Origin of the sequence: Bacillus sp. FSL R9-9410 (assembly GCF_038050385.1) — a bacterium.
Classification (GTDB): Bacteria; Bacillota; Bacilli; order Bacillales; family Bacillaceae_G; genus Bacillus_A; species Bacillus_A cereus_U.
In genome coordinates this window covers 95,761-114,826 of sequence record NZ_JBBOTV010000004.1, presented here as the reverse complement: position 1 = coordinate 114,826, position 19,066 = coordinate 95,761, and the positions used below count along the sequence as shown (strand labels likewise).

Here is a 19,066-nt window from a genome sequence, read left to right as displayed (position 1 = left end):
TATATAATAAAATTGAATAGAATAACGGATTTTTATTAGCCTTCACTCTTTATAAAGAGTGAAGTACTATGTGTGAAAATGGGTCATATTATGAAGCTTATGCCTATTGTATGACCCATTTTATTTTTAAACATTTCTCTGAGGTGTAACAAAATGCAACAAATACATATAAGATTATCTCTTATACAATTATTTCTGTTAGTACTGAACTTATTTATATTTTCTTCAGCCATGCCATTTTTACCTTGGTTTATCGAAAGCGCTTTTGAATGGTTAGGGATCTTGGCTACCGCTCCTTTATTGTTAATCATTGGTAGAATCATGCCACAGCTTAAAAAAAGCGAAGGATTTTGCATAACAAGAACAAGACAAGTTGTTCCCTTTATTGCATCCATTGTTTCACTATGCATCATGTTATTACCTACTATGGAATTATCGATTGTAATAGCTCTTATAATTAATGGTCTAATGGCTCTTATAACTATTGTATATTTGTTGCAAGATTTCTATAGACTCAATAAAAATATGAGTTCATAAAGTTGATTATCTAATATCATAAGTATTTTGCTGCTAAAATATTTGTTTTACTTATAAGAAAAGATGGAGCAATCGTAACGGAGAGTGTAAAGTATTTTTTGATATATGTATCCACAACAAGAAACAAAGGCTTTTGTAGATAGCTTGTTTGTTTTACTAATCTTACAGAACTGTCATCTTTATGTAAGGTTAGTAGATAGTTCATTTCAACGTTTAAATGTAATAATAAAATCATAAGAAGTGATAATAAATTTTAAAAATGATAAGAAAGTGCTGTTCATAGTTGTAACAGCAAATAAAAAATGACTAAGAAAAAATTCAATATATGTATAATAAGTGGAGGTAAATATAATGGCGTTAAAATTATTCGGTATCGTTTTTGGAGTGGTATTAATCTTATGGGGCGTATATAGAATGAAAAAAGATGATGCATTCGTAGGAAAAACCCAAACAAGAAAGAATCTTTTCAATTTGTTGATTCTTGGAGAGGCTTCTGGATTAGGACAATTATTAGGTGGAATTCTGCTTGTCATTTTAGTAATCGTATCCTTTATAATTAAATAATTTGCAAATAAGAGGAGCTAATATCTATAGTTTAGCTCCTTTTGTTGTGATAAAGTCTTTAAGCAAGAACGTGAATTTTTTAGAAATGGATATATTCTATAGAAGCATAGATGGTACTCGTTATCAATAAATTGCCTAATAATCATTTCGTTTTAATGTGCGATAAATAGTAGTTCTGTCAACATTTAAAAAATCAGCAATCTCCTGTTTCGTTTTTCCCTGATCAAGTAACTCAAGTATCAAATCAGTTTTAGACTTATTGATTTTAGGCATTCTCCCCAGTTTCCCGCCATTTTCTACATACTTCATACGACCAGCTTGTGTTCGCTCCAGTATATAATTTCGTTCAATATCAGCAAATAAAGATAAGATTGTAACCATTACTTTAGTAGTCATGTCATCTTTCTTCCGAGTATCAATGTTATCATTAATAGCAATGACTCCAATATCATTTTTAATCAGTTTTTCATGAGTACGAATCATATCAGAAAGATTTCTACCTAAACGATCTAGTTTATATATAATAAATGTATCTCCTGGATTTAATTGTTCCATAAGAATTTGGAATTGTTCCCTCTCCATATTTTTTCCACTTTTCTTTTCTTCAAAAATACATTCTTCCAACAATTTAATTTGATTAGTTTCACAATATGCAAGAATTTCCTTTTTCTGAAATATATAGTCTTGTTGTGGAGTGGATATTCGAATATATGCGTAATTCATTTTTGTTCTCCTAACGTTGCGTAAATCTATTTTTCTATTTTGCTACAAATCTTGTATCATTTTCAGGATTTAATTTGCAACGTAATATATGCAACGTTGTAGCGCTATAAAAATCAACCCTTAGGCAAGTGTTGCATAAATGTTAATTTTTGCAACGTTTTACTTAGGTCTATTTTACCCTTAGCGTACAGGGTATTGACTTAAATGTGTCTAAATTGTATCGTAACGTACAATTTTCTTTTTTTGATATGGTGACCCCATGCCCATCAACTTAACATTTTGAAGTATCCCCAAAATGAAAAAAATTGTACTGTCAAAGGTAAATATAGAATTAGAATGTGAATTTTCAAGAATTAATAATTAGTAATGTAGAAGCTTTCAATTAAAATTGGTACAATAATAACCAAGTATTGAAATTAGAAACAGGACTGTATTAAAAAAGGAGATTCTATACTATGGAGCAAATTATTTCAAACAATAAGAACGGATCTACAGAGATATATTATAAATTATTCTCTATGTTATCTTTGTTAACTTTTCATAAGATCACATCCATTGAAAAGAAAAAGAAAAGTCTTAAGCTTTCCCTCGAAAACGAATTGGAAAATTTAACGAAAAATAATCCTTATAAATTATAATACCGTTCCCAAAAATTAAACTCTACAAGAGAATTTATTTATAGGATATTATTAAACCAATATAACCTCATATTAATTTGACCTCAAAAACGCTATTCTTTTTGTAGAAATATACAGAAAGGATGGCGTTTGTTATGAATCTTTCGATTCAAGGTGAACTACAATTATTTGCTGAAGAGTTACATCAACATCTTACTCCCTCATTTTTAGAGAATCTTGCTAGAGAACTAACTTTTGTACAACGAAAGCGTAAATTTTCAGTTCATGATTTAGCTATTATCTGTGTCTGGATTAGTCAACGTGTCGCGAGTGATTCCTTAGTTCGACTGTGTAGTCAACTTCATGCTGTTACAGGAACTCTTATGAGTCCAGAAGGACTAAATAAACGTTTCAATAAGAAGGCGGTTTGCTTTTTAAAACATATTTTCTCCACATTATTAAAAAATAAAATTTGTGAAATATCAGTGATTCCAAGCTCTTCAATCACCTATTTTCAACGGATTCGTATTTTAGATGCAACGATTTTTCAAGTGCCAAAACATTTAGCTAGTGTGTATCCTGGGTCAGGTGGTTGTGCACAAACAGCGGGTATAAAGATTCAATTAGAATATGATTTACATAGCGGACAGTTTTTAAATTTTCAAGTTGAACCGGGGAAAAACAATGATAAGACCTTTGGAACAGAATGTTTAGCGACATTACGACCTGGCGATCTATGCATTCGGGATTTAGGCTATTATTCACTGGACGATTTAGATCAAATGGACCAACGTGGCGTGTATTATATATCGCGGCTTAAACTAAATAATATGGTGTATATCAAAAATGAGTTTCCTGAATACTTTCGAAATGGGACAGTAAAAAAACAGTCTCAGTACACCAAAGTTGATTTAGAACACATTATGAATACCTTAAAACCAGGACAGGTCCATGAAATAACAGACGGTTATATTGGAAAGGATAAAAAACTATTCACACGAGTGATTATGTATCGATTAACTGAAAAACAACTTCGTGAGCGTATGAAAAAACAAGTGTATACAGAAAGTAAGAAGGGCATTACATATTCAGAGAAAAGCAAAAGATTAGCCGGCATTAACATATATGTTACCAATACACCTTGGGAGATTGTTCCGATGGAACAAATACATGATTTTTACTCTCTCCGCTGGCAAATTGAAATCATTTTTAAGACTTGGAAATCCTTATTTCAAATTCATCATTGGCAAAATATCAAACAAGAGCGATTAGAATGCCATGTTTATGGAAAGCTCATTGCCATTTTTCTATGTTCTTCTACTATGTTTAAGATGCGACAATTGATTTTACAAAAGAAACAAAAGGAATTAAGCAAATATAAAGCACTTGGAATGATTCAAGATCATTTATACATTTTGTATCAAGCCATATAACAAAACACCCAAGAAATAACAAAGACTCTTATCCGTCTGTTCCACCTCCTACAGAAGAATGGACGGAAATCTCACCGATATGAGAAGAAAACAGTCTTTGATATTTTGGGTGTTGTCTATGAGTATAATGGATTGAGAAGACAAAAGAAATCTGCATAATTTTTGAAATTTGGCCGATTGAGGTTTATTTGGCATGTTCATTATTAATGGGTACAAAGTATTTTAAGAGTTTTTTCGTCCATATGAACGAAAGTTCATTTTATGTCCATTCTTAAGTTGATGGGCATGTATGGTGACCCCATCTAGGAGAATCAGGTATGAGATATTTTAAAGGAAAACAATTCAAACGGACCAAGCGAACCAGGATCTTGGTTTCATCTTGTCCTTTGTTGAATTTATTATGTATTAATTGCACATTAAAATTCATCATTCATAATTAAATTTCCTGCATCATTATCTTTCGTTAATCTTTGCTTCAGATAATTTTCTTTCGTTGTCCGATCATTTTTATGACCTACTGCAGCTGCGATAACATGAGGTGCAAGTCCCTTGTAGTCATATAAGTACTGCACATAGAAATGTCGGAAGAAGTGGGGAGTAATACGTATATTCTCCGTAAAGGACAATTTTGTATCTTTTATGATCTTAGAAATATATTGTGATAGATAATTTTCCCTATAAGCAGTATGGTTCTTCGTTTGAAATATGGTCCCACCATTTATATTTTCGATATCTACAGGCAATCTTCTACGTATTCGGAACGAAACGATACGGTTAAAAATCTCCTTATTAATAGAAACAATCCGTTCATTATCTCCCTTTGTATCAACTGTTAAATAGTAACGTTCACGTATAGCGTCATATTCGAGGTCTTTCCACATTGCGTGCGCTACTTCTGCAACACGTAATCCCGTGGTAGCCAGGACTGACAATAACGCATAGTTAATTTCGTTATCCTTATAGTAGTTTAGCAGCTGCTTCACTTCTTCATAGGATAACTCGCGCTTGGGTTTATGCTGTTCGTTTACTGTGGTACTAAGAATCTCCACATGAAGAGGTTCCTGGATATATTGAATATCATATAACCATCTTAAGTAAGAACGTATAACCCCCAATTTCCTACTAACTGTAGATGCTTTATATTTTTCTTTTGATTGATAGGAGATTGCCTCTTGGGATAGCCACTTTTGATAGTTACGGATATGCCGTTTTCTTAGATTTCTCCAAACTTGGCCATTTTTAAAATCTTTTACATCTTGCTGCAGAAATTCTGTGCTTTGTTTGATGAAAAAATAGAACTGGCTTAGATCACGTGCATATAGAGTCCTGGATGCATCCTTTATACGTTTTTCTTGGTCAAAATGTGTTTGCCGATTTAAGTAGTAGTACAATATTTCTTCATCTGAAAATCCCTCATATGTATATGAATCTTCTCTTTCGTTATTTTCCTTTTTAAATTCAGCTTCATTTATATAATCACGATTCCATAATGCAATTATGTTTGCAAAATTTTGTTTTTGTTTTTCTATATTTTCTAAAGAAGTTTCACTATGAATTGTATTCAATTCAAATTTCATTATTCTTCAACTCCTTATTAATTACCTTTATACCTATTATTATAACTTAAGTTTATTCAAAATTATTTAGAAAGTAAAATTAAACTTTATAAAAATGAAAGTGTAAAACAACTGTAGAAAATGTTCTATTTTCTATACTTATACTTAAATTAATTTTAAATATAATTTTATATATGTTTTTTAAACATAAAAAAGTTAATTTAGTTAGAAAACGTAGTTGCATTTCTTATCATTTTAAAAATAAATTAAGTGTTAATTGTGTTATAATTAATTGGAATTATATACTTTAGTAATTTAACTTTACATAATAAGATTATAAGTTTCACATAAAAGAATTATACTCGTAGGGGGAAAGAAAATGTTTGAAATGCAAGAAACGAATATGAATACGAATGAAGTAAAGGCTTATTTAGAAATTAGTAGCTTCATTTTCAGTACTCTTATGAAGCAAGGCCAATTAAATCCAATTAATAGAGATACCTGGCGTTTAGATGGTAGTTTTTTATTTAGGCGAGAAGATATAGAAAAATTGAAAGAAGAACGTGAAATAGAAGGGATTACCTTATATCAAGCAACCAAAAGTTATAATTTGAGTATGTATCAGCTTGAAAAGTGGATTGAAGAAAAGGATTTAACTTATACTATACAGAAACATCGTAATCGTGAAACAAAATTTGTAAAAGAAGATGAAATACAAGAATTGGTGCAGCAATTGGATCAGACAAATACTCTCTACACATTCTCACAAAAGCATAATGTAGTATTGTTCCAAAAGTTTATGGAGGGTAATAAATTAGCACGAATAATATCCATTCCGAAGCGTGGGGATATTATTCTTATTGATGAGTTTGGAAACAATATGACATTAGAGGATGCACTAAAAATGGGGTATGAACCTTCATATGTTCTATCAGATAAACCAAGAAGCCATCATCAAAGGTTTGTGAAATTTCGTTTTCCTAAATCTGATCAATTACGTAGTAATATTTTTCAATTAATTGATTTGATACTACAGTATGTATCACCACGAAATATAAGAGTTTCTGAAGAAGATGGATTCTGGTATTTTGATATTCGTCAATCTATTATTCAATTACCAGTGCAAATGCAGATAGAATGGATTGATTGTTTAAGCCCATATATAATAGAAGGGAAATTAACAAAACGTGTTAATAATAGCGTGTATCTAGATAGCAGCAGCGTGACTAAGTCAGTAACGATTACAAGCAATGAATACCATACAATCACAAAAATTGTAAATGACACGAACAGTTCTATTGAAGAATTTATCGCAAGCGCAATCCGAGATAAAATTAATCAACATATGTTGTATAAAAGCTAAAATTTTCATCATATTAGAAAGATACCAATGAAAAGAGAACCACTGTACTTCTAGTGGTTCTCTTTTCATTACAATAATCTAGAAATGTTTTAATATGGGTAATTTGTCTGTTTATATTTAGTGTAAGGAAAAATCAATAATAAAAAAAGCCTTCTTTCTGGCTTTAAATTTTGTATTTTACAAAGTTACTTTGCGTTCTATGACAGCAACCCTGTCACTACGCCTGAAAAGATGAAGGAGTATTTGGAAGAACAAAAACGTTCAGGTAAACAAACTTCATTCATGCTTGATGTAGCTCCTGGATTTGGTGAAATAAAACAAGGGATTGAACTCTTTACAGGTAAAGATCTAGTAACTGGTGAAAAATATGGTCCAAGTGACTTTGTATATGGAACGCTTACTGCAGTTACTGGTGGTACAACGAAAGTAATCGGTCGTACATTTGGTAAACTAGGCGATTTTGAGAAAAATGCACAGAAACTTGGTACAGTTTCAAAAGGTGCTCAATCTGGTGAAATTGATGAATTCTAAAACATGAAATATAAAAAGAAATACCTTATAGAAATATAAGGTATTTCTTATACAAAAGGCGCCTATATAGGCGCCTTTTGTATCTTTTAAGATGACTTATGATACGTTTACTTGAGTTCATTAGGTAGTTAGTTAGGGTTTGGCATACTAACTTAAACGAACAATGTTGAGCAGTTCATTTTCATTATACATCATTATATCCAAATAAAAGATGCAATTTTGCATCAGAGATACTTATCTCATCCTAGTAAAGGACAAGCATACAATTTCTATATCATTAGTTCCAAATTTGACTCACATATAGAAAAACAATAATAATGATACTTATCCGATACATCCATAGATTTTCTTCTTTTTCTCCCGTTTCTTTTCTTTATTTTGTAGTATTCCCAAAGTGGTAATAGCCATACTAAGGAAAGGACTTATGAAGCAAAGTTGAACTGTTAAAAAAAGTCGCACCGTTTTTATATTATCAAGACCTAAATCTAAAAAACTTTAAAAGATAAGGGATACAACATATTATACATGCCAATATTATGTAATAAAGAAGTTACGCTAAATTAGAAGAAAATAAATAAGGGAGAGAAGCTACTATTATGAGATTTGCGAATCAACACGTAGATAACACGATTTTAGAAGAGGATGTAGAGCTTTTAAAAGTTATGGCACACCCAATGCGTTTAAAACTAATCAGTGCGCTTTCTAAGCATAAAACACTAAACGTGACTCAAATAACCGAAATTTTAAACATTCCACAATCAATAGTATCCCAACACTTATCTAAAATGAGAGGGAAGGTTTTAAAAGGTGACCGCCAGGGTTTAGAAATTTACTACAGCATTAAAAATCCAAAAGCTGAAAAAATTATGGGGTTATTATGTCCGATACAATAAGAAGTTATTGAATTTGAATAATACAAGTTGAAAGATCAATTGGATATTTTTTACACAATAAAATAATTGATTTGTTACTTAAAATAATCTGTTTAAATAATCTATTAAATTCCTTTCCAAACTTTAAATTCTTTTTAAAAGTTTGGAAAGGAATTTATGTCATGATAATGTTATATTTTATCTATAATCTCAAAAATCAAGAATACTTTACATTTTGAGATGTGGTTTTTTTATTCTCATTTATATAAGCCTGGTAATTCATAAAATAAAACATAGAGTGATGTGGTTCTGCGATAATCTATAAATTTCCCATATCAATAAGATAAGATAACTTTTAATTTTGAGACATAATTTTTTTCACACTTTACAACTGATGATAATATATCTTATGTAAACTAGATGGTGATAAACTCATATAGAAAGCTCATACAATTGTATGAGCTTTCTCGTTTTGGGGAAGAATGTATTTCTTAACTTGATGACGATGGGGACGAGTCCTTTCATGCACTTTACAAACAAAAACGAAGTCATTCGTAAGACCACGTTTTTTGGCATACCAGGAATTGCAACCGTTAATAGGGATTTCTTAAACCCTATACCTAATATATCGACATACTTTATACTTTTTTAAACTTTGCAACAGAAATCTTGGATTTCAGTCTTTCCAAACCGCGTAAACAACGTTTTGTGGTATTTAAACTATGCATATGATCAAGAAGGGACAAACTCTTCAAGGAGAGAAGTCTGTTCGAAATCAGATACAACTTATCAATACGCTCTTTGGTTTCTTGGCATAACAAGGGATTCTTAATAGAATCTGTCGCTCTCTTTTCAAATTTGATTACATTTACAACCTTACCTTACCTCTTATCCCATGAGACTTCGGATGCTGTCTTTTCCAAAGTACATTCTAATGTCTCTAATTTTGTAAGTCCATATTTTCTATTTAGTGCTTGCAATATTAACCAGTTTGCTACATGAATATTACTACTTAAAAATGGCCCATGTAAGTACGTACCTATCAGATTTTTGTACAGAAGGCCTTCCTTTTTTTCTGTTACATTATTCCCATATCCCTGTAGAACTTGACCGAGACATTCAAAAGAATGGAATGTTTGGCCACTATGATTTTCAAAACCGGTTATTCTTCCGAATTTTTCAGATTGTACTCTTACATTCCCTACTAATCGATTCATTGAGCCAGTGTTCTTACATGATGTATAGAATGGTAATACTCCTAGACCTTGAATGATATCACTGTTTGCAGTTTCATAATAATCCCCTAATAGTTGATATCCTCCACAAATACAAAGTGCTGCTAAACCATCCTCTATTGCTGCTTTCAATTCTTTTCGAATTGAAAGCAATTGTTCTTGAACTATTTGTTGTTCACTGTCACTCCCTCCCCCAATAAAGATTAGATCGGCCTGAGATACAGGATAATCTTTTACTTGTTCCACATAATGAACATCAGCTTCTATTCCTCTCCATTCTAATTGCTTTTGTAGAATGGTTACATTCCCACGATCGCCATATAAATTAAGAGTATTGGGAAAGTAATGATAGATAATCAATTTTTTCATAGTACCTCCAGATGTTAAAAACGTAATCGGGCCTTATTATAAATTCTAAGGGAAGTACCCAATTTATATCGTTTTTTTAGTGTCAACTCTCTATTCTGTGTATTTACAATCTATATACGCTCAGTTAAATTATTAAACTAAACGTAAATATATACGATTTTATTTATGAAGGGGATAGTGTTCCACTCGTGCTTAAAAATTGCCGGGCAGTATTTAACCCTGTGTAATTACTAATTACGGATGTTTCATTCCCTTCCGCAATGCTATTCTGTATGGCAGCAGAAATATTGGGGATAACTTTTATCCTATTCACAGAAATCCCCGCATATTTTAAACGCACTGCAAGGTCATAGGCACGTGTTCCTGCACAAATTATATGGTTTACATTGGAGTTTGCTAATAGTTCATAATCTACATCCCAAATCCAAGAGATATCTTTCCCATCAGCAAGCAAGTCATTTAAAATAAAAACATATTGTGTTATATTTTTATTTTGTATGCAATAATCTATCGTACAGTTCATCCCCTGTGGATTTTTAGCTAAGTTAAGATGGTATGTATTTTTCGCAATGAGAAACTGTTGCATACGTCCATTGCTTGGGTGATATTCTCTTAATCCTTTGTGAATTTGTTCATAACTAAAACCTAAAAATTCTCCAGTTTTTATAGCCGATAGCATATTATATGCATTGTATTCTCCCTTCAAATTGGAAGTATAGGATTGATTTTGTATAGTAATCGTTAAGTTGTTTTGTGATTGAATTGAAGTAACCTCCACATCTAATACGGGACTACTCATGGAGCATGAACAATAATATTTTCCAAGGTGTCCATAGTGAGTATATATATATTTCAATAGACGGCCACAACAACAATAGACGGCATCTCTAATATTACTTTTATGAAAATCCCCTACATTTTGCTTTAAACCAAAATACATGGTTTTATTCTTTTGTTTAGTAAAATGTCTACTATATGGATCATCACCATTTAATAGTAAGTAAGCATCACTAGAATGAATAGCGGTTTGTACTTTTGAAATCAGCGTGTTGATTTCTCCGTAACGATCCAGCTGATCTCGAAATATATTTGTTACAACAATCAATTGAGGCTGTATTTGTTTCAAAACTTCAGTCATTGTCAATTCATCGACTTCGAGAACTGCTATTTTCACACCTTTTATTTTCCCTCGTATATTACTTTTTTTTATAAAAGCAGAAGTAATTCCCTCTAATAAGTTAGATCCTTCTATATTACTGATATATTCACTTTTATTGGACTTAAAAATGGAAGAAACTAAATTACAAGTTGTTGTTTTTCCATTTGTACCAGTAACCAAAACCACAGTTTCCACCTGTACCGCTAATTTTTTTAATGCATTCTTATATAAGTAATTCGTAATTTTCCCTGGAATGTTAGATCCATTAAAACCAAACTTTTTAGTACTATATCCTGCTAACTTTCCAACTATCAATCCTATATAAAATAACACTATTAATCGCCGTCCTTACTTGTTTCTTTCTAACTACTAAATAATTAATATTTATCTATTGTAGCCCCAAGGGAAGAAGCTCTAATAAATTCTTTATTTTGATACTTCTTTAACTCATCAGGAGTACCAGTTACCACAGCTCCAACAATCTTCACCTTTTCTGAATCTAATTTAGGATTATCTTTTTTTAATCTTGTTAATACTTTTTTTGCTTTATCAGCATAGTCTCCATAAAAATCAGGAGATTTTAATGTATCTATAAACAATTCAGGAGATTGCCAGTCGTTTTGTGAGTTATACGGATAACCATATACGTTTCCACGATGAAAAGATTCTCTTTCTTCTTCACCTTTAAGTTCCTGCTGATTCATACTTTGTATCTCTTCATCATGTTCTGTTTCAACCCAAAGCCATTCTGTATTTTGTTTATCTAACAATTTTTGAACTTCACTAAATGAATAAGGTCGATCAAAGGATAGTGCATACTCAACATATTTATTCGCTCCTATTTCATCAAGTAAGTTTAAATCATTAGGAACTTGCTTATATTGAACTTTAGGATGATAAAAAATAAGCTCTCTTTGGCCGTTCTGACCGTTATAAGTTTCAAAACCTTTTCTTTTTTCATTATAATGAGTTATCCAATTAGAAGATTCTTTTTCTGAACGTATAAGATTATAATGTCCTGATAACGATTCCCAAGGTATCATACGCTCTCCTATTTTTTTCGAGTATTCGTGAGTTGCGTCAACGGAAAAAGAATTCCAATTATAAAATGTTGCATTTTGCTCAATATTAGGTTCAGTAATAGATAACCATGACCCTTCTACATCATCTTCCTTTGTCAGACGCTCAGATAGCCAATAATTATTAGCAAAAGTCAATCCACCATACAATGCAATTAGTACACTCCCCGTAATGACTACATTTTTTATAATTGCTTTTCTTCTACTTTTTCGCATTGTTTTTTCAAATTCCTTATCATCTAGAAAAAAATCAGATTGATTTTCATCATTTTTTATGTTCATTATTCGCCCTCCTATATATATCAATAAAATATTCCTTGGCTCGAAATACCGTTGTTTTAACAGTTCCAGTAGTAACTTCAAACAAAAGAGCTATATCATCATAACGTAATCCTACTACGTATTTTAGAATTAAAACTTCTCTATATCTTTTAGGAAGTAAGTCTAATGTTTTTTTGATTTCACCACTTTGCTCTTCCTTTAAAAGACAATCCTCCGGTAAATCGGATTCAAGATTTTCTAATATACATAATTCTATTAAAAACTTATCTTTTCTTTTTTCTCTTCTCAAAATATCATAGCTTTTGTTTATAGCTACTCTAAACAGCCAACTTTTCACTTTTTCAGGGGGAATACCTTCTAAGTTTTGAATATATTTTAAAGCAGCTTCTTGTACAATATCTTCTGCATCCTCTCTAGATATTCCGAGTTTTAATAAATAATTAAAAATAAAACCTAAGTATTGCTTTAATCGTTTTTGAAAAACATCATCTCGCATCTCTTACCTCCTTCTATATTTATAACGTTTAAGTTTCAATTTGGTTGACAGGATAATCAATTTATTTTAAATAATTTTAATTATTAATGAAAAAACGAACAGTTCTCATTTATATTTTAGAATTTGCCCTTATTACAAAAGGAATTTTTAACTATTAGTTTACATTCATTCCCTCTATTTTATTGAATGTATCGTAAGTCACTCGTTTTCTCCTAAACCACTAATTAAAGGGTTCTGTTGCAAAAAATCTATAAAACTTGGACATGCTATGATTGAAGGATTGCTGCGGCATTGTACAAATATGGAAGTAGAGAAGAATTATGTAGATACACATGGACAAAGTGAAGTTGCTTTTGCTTTTTGTCATTTGCTAGGCTTCCAACTGATGCCAAGGTTCAAAGCTATTCATGCACAAAAATTGTATCGTCCAGATGTAGGTATGCAAGACTCAAATTCCAACTTGCAGCCAGTTTTAACTCGACCAATCAATTGGAATTAAATTGAACAACAATATGATCAAATGATTAAGTATGCTACATCCTTACGGCTTGGTACAGCTGAAACGGAAGCGGTTCTCAAACGATTTACCCGCAACAGTGGACATCCAACTTATTGAGCACTTAGTGAATTAGGAAAAGCAGGATTTTTATCGACTGTTATAACACGAGGATTTGAAACATGAAAATCAATAATAATTCCTTTTGAATCAACAGCACGATATAGGTACATCCATTGACATTTAACTTTCACATACGTCTCATCGACTCGCCAAGAATCTTTGGTTGACTTAAGAGGTTTTGGTGCAAAGATTACTAATTTTCACTTACAATAAATAGTTTCTAATCTAATAATATTTCGACAATGGAATTAATAGTTTTGTTTTGAGCACTATAGTAAACCGCTAATCCTTTTCTATCACTCATAATGAATTTTTGAGATTTCATCTTCGATAAATGCTGCGAAACAGTAGATTGTGGGATACCAAGAATATCTACAATTTGAGTTACATTACATGCCCCTCTTGTAATTAATTCTTTCAAAATTTTAATTCGATTTGGATGCGCTAACACTTTTAAAACTTCTGCGTTTTTTTCATAATTCAACAAACTAAACATCTCCTTGTGAACCGATATATTTTTATTATATTAATAGTTTAATAAGAGAAATTTGAATATTCTACTTTTGCAGAATTTATGCTGTAGCATCTTTTCAATTTAATTTGTGTTTTATTTCGTCAACATAACCCAGTATGCTCCAGACACCCTTATTCTCTTTTTTTGCTTGCACTTCTACTGCCTTTAATTCATCTGAACTATAATATTAAAATGCTTTCAATAGCAAAAATAGTATTTGTAAGTTTTATAACTACTTTTGTAATTTAAAAAAGTATAAGCGACTTATATTAAGTCGCTTATACGTAAAAACCTATTTTATTTTGGTCAATACATCTCAATTTACTCACAGGTCTTCCCACATGTTGATACACCATTTCATTCTCTAATACTCCGATTTCAGTCAAAAACATTACATACTTTCGAATAGAAACTCTTGAAACTCCTACTAATTGCGCCATTTCATCTGTTGTAAACGCCTGTCCATTAAGCGACTTGATTTTCTGCCAAATGAGTTGCAACGTTTGCTTCGTTAATCCTTTCGGAAGCTCTTTAGTGACAGTAGACTCTCTTTTTTCTTTTTGTAAAATTAACGAATCTAATTCCGATTGATTAATTTTTTGTTGTTCTTTCATAAAAGTAAGTTTTTCTCGATATACAGTTAATGCCTCTTTAAATCGATCAAATGTAAATGGTTTAATTAAATAATCTACTACGCCATATTGTAATGCTTTTTTGATACTCCCCATATCCTGTACGGCTGAAATCATCATAATATCGATTTCTTTTTCTTGATTCCGAATATGCATTAAAAGCTCAAACCCGGTCTCTTCACGCATAAAAATATCAAGTAATACTAAATCTACTCGTGATTTCTCTAATACTTCTATCGCTTCTTTAACTGAGTTAACTGCATGAACAAGTTCAAACCCTCCTACTTGCTCTAAATAATGTGTATTTAACATTGCTACCATCGGATCATCTTCTACAATTAAAACTTTAATCATCTTTATCTCTCATCCCTACTATTAGGTATTTCAATTGTTATCGTTGTTCCTTCTCCTACCAATGAATGAATATGAATTTCCCCATTTATTCGCTGTATACTTTCTTTTATAAGATGCAAACCATACCCCCGATTATCACCCTTTGTAGAATAACCTTTTATAAATAATGCATCAATTTCATTTTCTTGTATGCCTTTCCCTGTATCTTGTACTGTAATGATTAATGTATCCCCATATTGTATTCCAACTTCAACCTTCTTCTTCTCACAATTCATCACTGCGTCTAATGCATTATTAATCAAATTTCCGACAATGGTGATCAGTTCATGAATGATACGTTCATCATATATTTCTGGTAAGTAAGAATCTTCTTTTATAATTAACTTTATATTTTTCTCTCTAGCATAACTAAGTTTACCTAATAAAAATCCAGCAAATACCGGACTTTCAATTCTTTTCATAACCCCACCAATTTCATACTGATGCTCTGACACCATACTACTTACATATTTTTGAAGTTCTTCATACTGTTTCATATGTGTAAGTCCTAATACAACATGCATTTTATTCATAAATTCATGGGACTGTGCCCGTAATGCTTCCGCATATAGCCTGATACCGGTTAGTTCCTCTGCCAATTTTCTAATCTCTGTTTTATCACGAAATGTTGCAATCACGCCAACTATTTCTCCTTTTACATATAAAGGAATCCGATTAGTAACAATCGTAATCCCATAAATATTTTGTTCTTCGTTTAATTGTACCTCTCCTGTTTGCAACACTTCTTTTATACGTGAATTCGGCGTATACAATTCAACATCTTTACCGATAAAATCTTCTGTAAGTCCAACTTTCTTTAATATTCGTTTTGCTTCATTATTAATTAAAGTTACTCTCGCCTCTTTATCTAGAGCAATAATACCTTCTTTCACCGAAAGCAGCATCGTATTTCTTTCTTCTAAAATTTTCGCTATCCTATGCGGCTCAAGACCAAATAAAATTTTCTTTATATGTCTAGCTAGCAATATCGCTCCTATAATTCCAACTAATATTCCAACACCAACACCGATACAAATAATATGTCTACTTTCTTTCACTCTCTCTTTTATATTATCAGCTGAAATGCCAACAGCGACCGCACCAAGTTGCTCACCTGTGTCAGCAAAAATAGGTACGAATACTCGCATAGAAATCCCTAAAGTTCCTTCTGCTAACGAGGCGTGTTCCTTTCCCTTCAATACAGTTCCTTCATCGCCTCCAACAATATGATGCCCTATTTTTTGAGGGTTTGGATGAGATTTTCGTATTCCATTCATATCCATAACTACAATAAATTGAACATCTGTACTCTTTAATAGCTTATTTGTATACACCTGAATCAAGGAGGTATCTACCTTCCCCGTCAACCCATCAATTACAGTAGAATCATTCGCCACAATACGTGCAATCGTTTTTGCCTTCTCTGCTTGGCTATCTTCTGTCGCCCGTTCAACATTATGGCTAATTAAAATGTCTGTTACGAGTAAAGAAAAAATTACAACTGTACACACTAATAATGTAATCGTTTTCCATAAATCCAATAGTTTTTTCCTTTTTTTCATCTCTTCATTGACTCCCCTAGTTCTTCTACGCTATCTTTCGTAAATAAAAAATAAGTAAGCTGTTATTATAAGTCTAATCTTACTTACTTGATGTTATTATACTTTAAATTTACTCGTCATTTCTTGTAGTTTTTCTATCGTCTTTTCTAAGTTTTAATTAGCTAAACGAATTTATTCCATAATAAAAAATAAAATAAGAGAACTTCAATATAACAAGTATACTGAATTTCTCTTATTTTTCATTTCGAAAATCTAATATTGTCATTACTTTTGTAGTAAGAAGCATAAGATATCCGTTTTAGTGTTGTCTATGAGTATAGTGAATTTTCAAAACAAAAGAAAGCTGCATAATTTTTAAAAATAATACCTAACTAGGTGTATTTGGCGTGCTCATTTTTAAGGATATATAGTATTTTAAGAGTTTTTTAGTTTATTTGAACGAAAGTTCATTTTGTTTCCGCTCTTAAGTTGATGGGCATGTATGGTGACCCCTATTAAAAGATATTGATGGAAAAGATGTTGTAATCGATTTAGCTCGTGACGATAAAAAATACAGTGAAAAAAGGACACCCTCGTCAGATACTCCTAGCAAGCGTGTCCTTTTACACTTTTCTATCAATGAAACTATTATTTTACTCCTACGTCATTCCAAGCTTTTTGCACAGCTTGATATGTCGCGCTATTAACGCCATCGTAATCAGCAACAGATTGTAATAAAGCAGCACGTGCCTTGCTGAAATCACTTGTCGGTGTAAGGTACGTTGTTAAAGCACGGTAGTAGATTTTTTCTGCTTTTTCCTTACCAATAGCATTGATTGTTAAATAAGCAGCTTTATTTGGAATACCGCTATTGATATGTACGCCGCCATTGTCTCCTTCTTCTGTTGGTGGTAAATATTGATAGTCATTCATATGAGCAGGTTGGCCATACTTTTCAGGATTTGATAAGCTGCGAAGTGCATCTCCTGCAACTTTTGGCGTAGTTACAGCTTCTCCTAAATCCCAGTTGGTTGGCTCAACGAAATATCCAAATACATCAGAAAAAGATTCATTTAGTGCCCCGGATTGATTTAGGTATTCAAGCTCAGCTGACTTTTCAGTTACCGCATGTGTTAGTTCGTGTGCAACAACATCAAGCGAACCTGACAGCGGTGCGAATTTAACACCATCACCATCACCATAAACCATTTGTTGTCCATTCCAGAAAGCATTATTATAGTTGGTTCCAAAATTGATTGATGAACGAATCGTTTTACCGTTTCCATCAAAACTGTTGCGATTATGAACATTTTTATAATAATCATATACTTTTCCTGCATTAAAATGAGCATCAACTGCAGGAGCTTGGTTCTTATCTACCCAAGCGTTATCTGTATCGAATAGATAGTAATTCTTTATATTCTCGTAATCAGCGCCATGATTAACTGTAAATGTCTCAATAACGCCACCATTCATCGGCTTTGTTGTGTCTTTTAAATAGTATTCTCCATATTGACTGCTATAAGTTGTATTCAGGTTTTTTCGATCCCCAGATACGCCGTTTCCGTAGCCTTTTTGCGGAGTATCTGCATCTGTAACTGCATTATATGAACCTACAATTGTTCCATCTTCTGCGTTTACATAGATTTGCCAGTTTGCTCCATAAGGTTTAATGAATTGTAATTGTACTTTATAAGTTAAGTAATAATTCCCGTCTTTTTCATAAATAACTAAATCTGCTTTTTCATTTGTAGATTGTACTTTTTCTTTTATTTGTTCTAACGGAGTCCCATTTGTTTCTACAAATGTATCTTTTTTTGCTAGATTAATATGTTTCCATGCATTTGAAAGGGCAGTTTCATTTGAAATCTTTGCCTTTGTATTTTCTTTCAAACGGTCAGCGGCAGCGGGATGTACGTCTCCGTTTACTGTTGTTACTTTGCCCTCACGATTTGTATGAACAATGAATCGTGCCCCATCAACTGGAACTTTATTGATAGATTGAATATACACATAATGTTTCATCCCTAAATCATCTGACTTTACTTCTTTCAGTGTTAAGTCAGTTTGTGGATTGATTTTAAATAACTCTTTATTTTCTTCAAGGAACGATTTCACTGCTTTTTCTGATTCTACTTTTTTATCAGATAATTCTCCTGAAAGAAAGGATGGATTTCCTTGTTCATCATTCCACTTTTTTTGAACGACTTCCATTTTGTCCAAAGCTTCTTGCTGCGATACTTGTTCTTCTGCAAAGGCATTTGAAAATGGAGCACCTAGAACCATCCCTGTTGCTAGTAATGTAACGACGGATTTCTTCATTTCTATTTCTCCTCTCAATATTCCATATAATAAATATGGATCTTATTAAGGAGTATACAAAAAAAACATTCTCTTGAGATTATTCATGTAAAATTGCATATTTTTTTAAAGATTCTAATACCTTAAATTTTCTATCCTTTTCCTGTTATAGAAACATCCTTTTTCACAATGATTTATGGATAGGGGTACAGTTTTTTATCTATTTACACACGTACAGCTGTACCGCTTA

16 protein-coding genes and 4 pseudogenes are annotated in these 19,066 nt (G+C 31.8%); 9 read left to right on the top strand and 11 right to left on the bottom strand.

Annotated features, from left to right (window positions below):
• Positions 1-153: 153 nt before the first annotated feature.
• Both MKX77_RS29630 and MKX77_RS29625 read left to right on the top strand, forming a co-directional pair.
• Positions 154-537: a hypothetical protein gene (locus MKX77_RS29630; protein WP_341308617.1), complete on the top strand. Its 384-nt coding sequence runs from the start codon at positions 154-156 to the stop codon at positions 535-537.
• Positions 538-888: 351 nt separating this feature from the next.
• Positions 889-1,101 (top strand): hypothetical protein, encoded by a 213-nt coding sequence (locus MKX77_RS29625; RefSeq protein ID WP_251227736.1) that lies wholly within the window; start codon positions 889-891, stop codon positions 1,099-1,101.
• 135 nt (positions 1,102-1,236) lie between these two features.
• On the opposite strand, the gene MKX77_RS29620 is transcribed toward MKX77_RS29625, so the two are convergent.
• Positions 1,237-1,824, bottom strand: coding sequence for a recombinase family protein (locus MKX77_RS29620; protein WP_341308616.1), 588 nt, complete (start codon positions 1,822-1,824; stop codon positions 1,237-1,239).
• Between the two features lie 455 nt (positions 1,825-2,279).
• On the opposite strand from MKX77_RS29620, the gene MKX77_RS29615 reads away from it, so the two are divergent.
• Positions 2,280-2,462 (top strand): hypothetical protein, encoded by a 183-nt coding sequence (locus MKX77_RS29615; protein WP_070129366.1) that lies wholly within the window; start codon positions 2,280-2,282, stop codon positions 2,460-2,462.
• A gap of 134 nt (positions 2,463-2,596) precedes the next feature.
• Positions 2,597-4,033: pseudogene (locus MKX77_RS29610) on the top strand (IS4 family transposase).
• 257 nt (positions 4,034-4,290) lie between these two features.
• Here the strand turns inward: MKX77_RS29610 and MKX77_RS29605 are convergent.
• Positions 4,291-5,451 (bottom strand): tyrosine-type recombinase/integrase, encoded by a 1,161-nt coding sequence (locus MKX77_RS29605; RefSeq protein WP_341308615.1) that lies wholly within the window; start codon positions 5,449-5,451, stop codon positions 4,291-4,293.
• A 358-nt stretch (positions 5,452-5,809) separates the two neighbouring features.
• On the opposite strand from MKX77_RS29605, the gene MKX77_RS29600 reads away from it, so the two are divergent.
• The 4 genes and pseudogenes from MKX77_RS29600 to MKX77_RS30810 form a co-directional block, all read left to right on the top strand.
• Complete coding sequence (locus tag MKX77_RS29600) at positions 5,810-6,793, top strand: DNA-binding protein (RefSeq protein WP_341308614.1); 984 nt, start codon at positions 5,810-5,812, stop codon at positions 6,791-6,793.
• Positions 6,794-7,036: 243 nt separating this feature from the next.
• On the top strand, positions 7,037-7,324 hold the full coding sequence (locus MKX77_RS29595) for a pre-toxin TG domain-containing protein (RefSeq protein WP_341308613.1): 288 nt from the start codon (positions 7,037-7,039) through the stop codon (positions 7,322-7,324).
• 593 nt (positions 7,325-7,917) lie between these two features.
• Positions 7,918-8,217 carry an ArsR/SmtB family transcription factor gene (locus MKX77_RS29590; protein ID WP_341308658.1) on the top strand — a complete coding sequence of 100 codons (300 nt, stop codon included), beginning with the start codon at positions 7,918-7,920 and terminating at the stop codon, positions 8,215-8,217.
• Positions 8,218-8,918: 701 nt separating this feature from the next.
• Positions 8,919-9,014, top strand: a pseudogene (locus tag MKX77_RS30810) (IS6 family transposase); the annotation flags it as partial.
• A 63-nt stretch (positions 9,015-9,077) separates the two neighbouring features.
• On the opposite strand, the gene MKX77_RS29580 reads toward MKX77_RS30810, so the two are convergent.
• The 4 genes from MKX77_RS29580 to MKX77_RS29565 form a co-directional block, all read right to left on the bottom strand.
• Positions 9,078-9,800: a type 1 glutamine amidotransferase gene (locus tag MKX77_RS29580; RefSeq protein ID WP_341308612.1), complete on the bottom strand. Its 723-nt coding sequence runs from the start codon at positions 9,798-9,800 to the stop codon at positions 9,078-9,080.
• A 163-nt stretch (positions 9,801-9,963) separates the two neighbouring features.
• Positions 9,964-11,292 carry a MurT ligase domain-containing protein gene (locus tag MKX77_RS29575; RefSeq protein ID WP_341308611.1) on the bottom strand — a complete coding sequence of 443 codons (1,329 nt, stop codon included), beginning with the start codon at positions 11,290-11,292 and terminating at the stop codon, positions 9,964-9,966.
• A 44-nt stretch (positions 11,293-11,336) separates the two neighbouring features.
• Entirely contained in the window at positions 11,337-12,320 is a 984-nt protein-coding gene (locus MKX77_RS29570) for an anti sigma factor C-terminal domain-containing protein (RefSeq protein ID WP_341308610.1), read from the bottom strand.
• Positions 12,304-12,816: an RNA polymerase sigma factor gene (locus MKX77_RS29565; protein ID WP_341308609.1), complete on the bottom strand. Its 513-nt coding sequence runs from the start codon at positions 12,814-12,816 to the stop codon at positions 12,304-12,306. The genes MKX77_RS29570 and MKX77_RS29565 overlap by 17 nt, the downstream gene beginning before the upstream one ends.
• Before the next feature lie 265 nt (positions 12,817-13,081).
• Here MKX77_RS29565 and MKX77_RS29560 point away from each other — a divergent pair.
• Positions 13,082-13,429: pseudogene (locus MKX77_RS29560) on the top strand (Tn3 family transposase); the annotation flags it as partial.
• Positions 13,430-13,446: 17 nt separating this feature from the next.
• Here the strand turns inward: MKX77_RS29560 and MKX77_RS29555 are convergent.
• The 5 genes and pseudogenes from MKX77_RS29555 to MKX77_RS29535 form a co-directional block, all read right to left on the bottom strand.
• Positions 13,447-13,608 (bottom strand): annotated as a pseudogene (locus tag MKX77_RS29555) (DDE-type integrase/transposase/recombinase); the annotation flags it as partial.
• Positions 13,609-13,655: 47 nt separating this feature from the next.
• Complete coding sequence (locus MKX77_RS29550; protein ID WP_341308608.1) at positions 13,656-13,922, bottom strand: ArsR/SmtB family transcription factor; 267 nt, start codon at positions 13,920-13,922, stop codon at positions 13,656-13,658.
• 305 nt (positions 13,923-14,227) lie between these two features.
• Complete coding sequence (locus MKX77_RS29545; RefSeq protein ID WP_193659116.1) at positions 14,228-14,935, bottom strand: response regulator; 708 nt, start codon at positions 14,933-14,935, stop codon at positions 14,228-14,230.
• Between the two features lie 2 nt (positions 14,936-14,937).
• The gene (locus tag MKX77_RS29540; RefSeq protein ID WP_341308607.1) at positions 14,938-16,536 is read right to left on the bottom strand and encodes a sensor histidine kinase; all 1,599 of its coding nucleotides are present in this window, start codon (positions 16,534-16,536) and stop codon (positions 14,938-14,940) included.
• A gap of 627 nt (positions 16,537-17,163) precedes the next feature.
• Complete coding sequence (locus MKX77_RS29535; protein WP_341308606.1) at positions 17,164-18,837, bottom strand: M4 family metallopeptidase; 1,674 nt, start codon at positions 18,835-18,837, stop codon at positions 17,164-17,166.
• Positions 18,838-19,066 lie beyond the last annotated feature (229 nt).

Excerpts from the sequence above, each read along its gene's own strand:
- MKX77_RS29535 (WP_341308606.1), bottom strand. The coding sequence starts at position 18,837 with ATGAAGAAATCCGTCGTTACATTACTAGCAACAGGGATGGTTCTAGGT.
- MKX77_RS29630 (WP_341308617.1), top strand. The coding sequence starts at position 154 with ATGCAACAAATACATATAAGATTATCTCTTATACAATTATTTCTGTTA.
- MKX77_RS29625 (WP_251227736.1), top strand. The coding sequence starts at position 889 with ATGGCGTTAAAATTATTCGGTATCGTTTTTGGAGTGGTATTAATCTTA.
- MKX77_RS29600 (WP_341308614.1), top strand. The coding sequence starts at position 5,810 with ATGTTTGAAATGCAAGAAACGAATATGAATACGAATGAAGTAAAGGCT.
- MKX77_RS29615 (WP_070129366.1), top strand. The coding sequence starts at position 2,280 with ATGGAGCAAATTATTTCAAACAATAAGAACGGATCTACAGAGATATAT.
- MKX77_RS29545 (WP_193659116.1), bottom strand. The coding sequence starts at position 14,935 with ATGATTAAAGTTTTAATTGTAGAAGATGATCCGATGGTAGCAATGTTA.
- MKX77_RS29565 (WP_341308609.1), bottom strand. The coding sequence starts at position 12,816 with ATGCGAGATGATGTTTTTCAAAAACGATTAAAGCAATACTTAGGTTTT.
- MKX77_RS29570 (WP_341308610.1), bottom strand. The coding sequence starts at position 12,320 with ATGAACATAAAAAATGATGAAAATCAATCTGATTTTTTTCTAGATGAT.
- MKX77_RS29540 (WP_341308607.1), bottom strand. The coding sequence starts at position 16,536 with ATGAAAAAAAGGAAAAAACTATTGGATTTATGGAAAACGATTACATTA.
- MKX77_RS29580 (WP_341308612.1), bottom strand. The coding sequence starts at position 9,800 with ATGAAAAAATTGATTATCTATCATTACTTTCCCAATACTCTTAATTTA.
- MKX77_RS29605 (WP_341308615.1), bottom strand. The coding sequence starts at position 5,451 with ATGAAATTTGAATTGAATACAATTCATAGTGAAACTTCTTTAGAAAAT.
- MKX77_RS29620 (WP_341308616.1), bottom strand. The coding sequence starts at position 1,824 with ATGAATTACGCATATATTCGAATATCCACTCCACAACAAGACTATATA.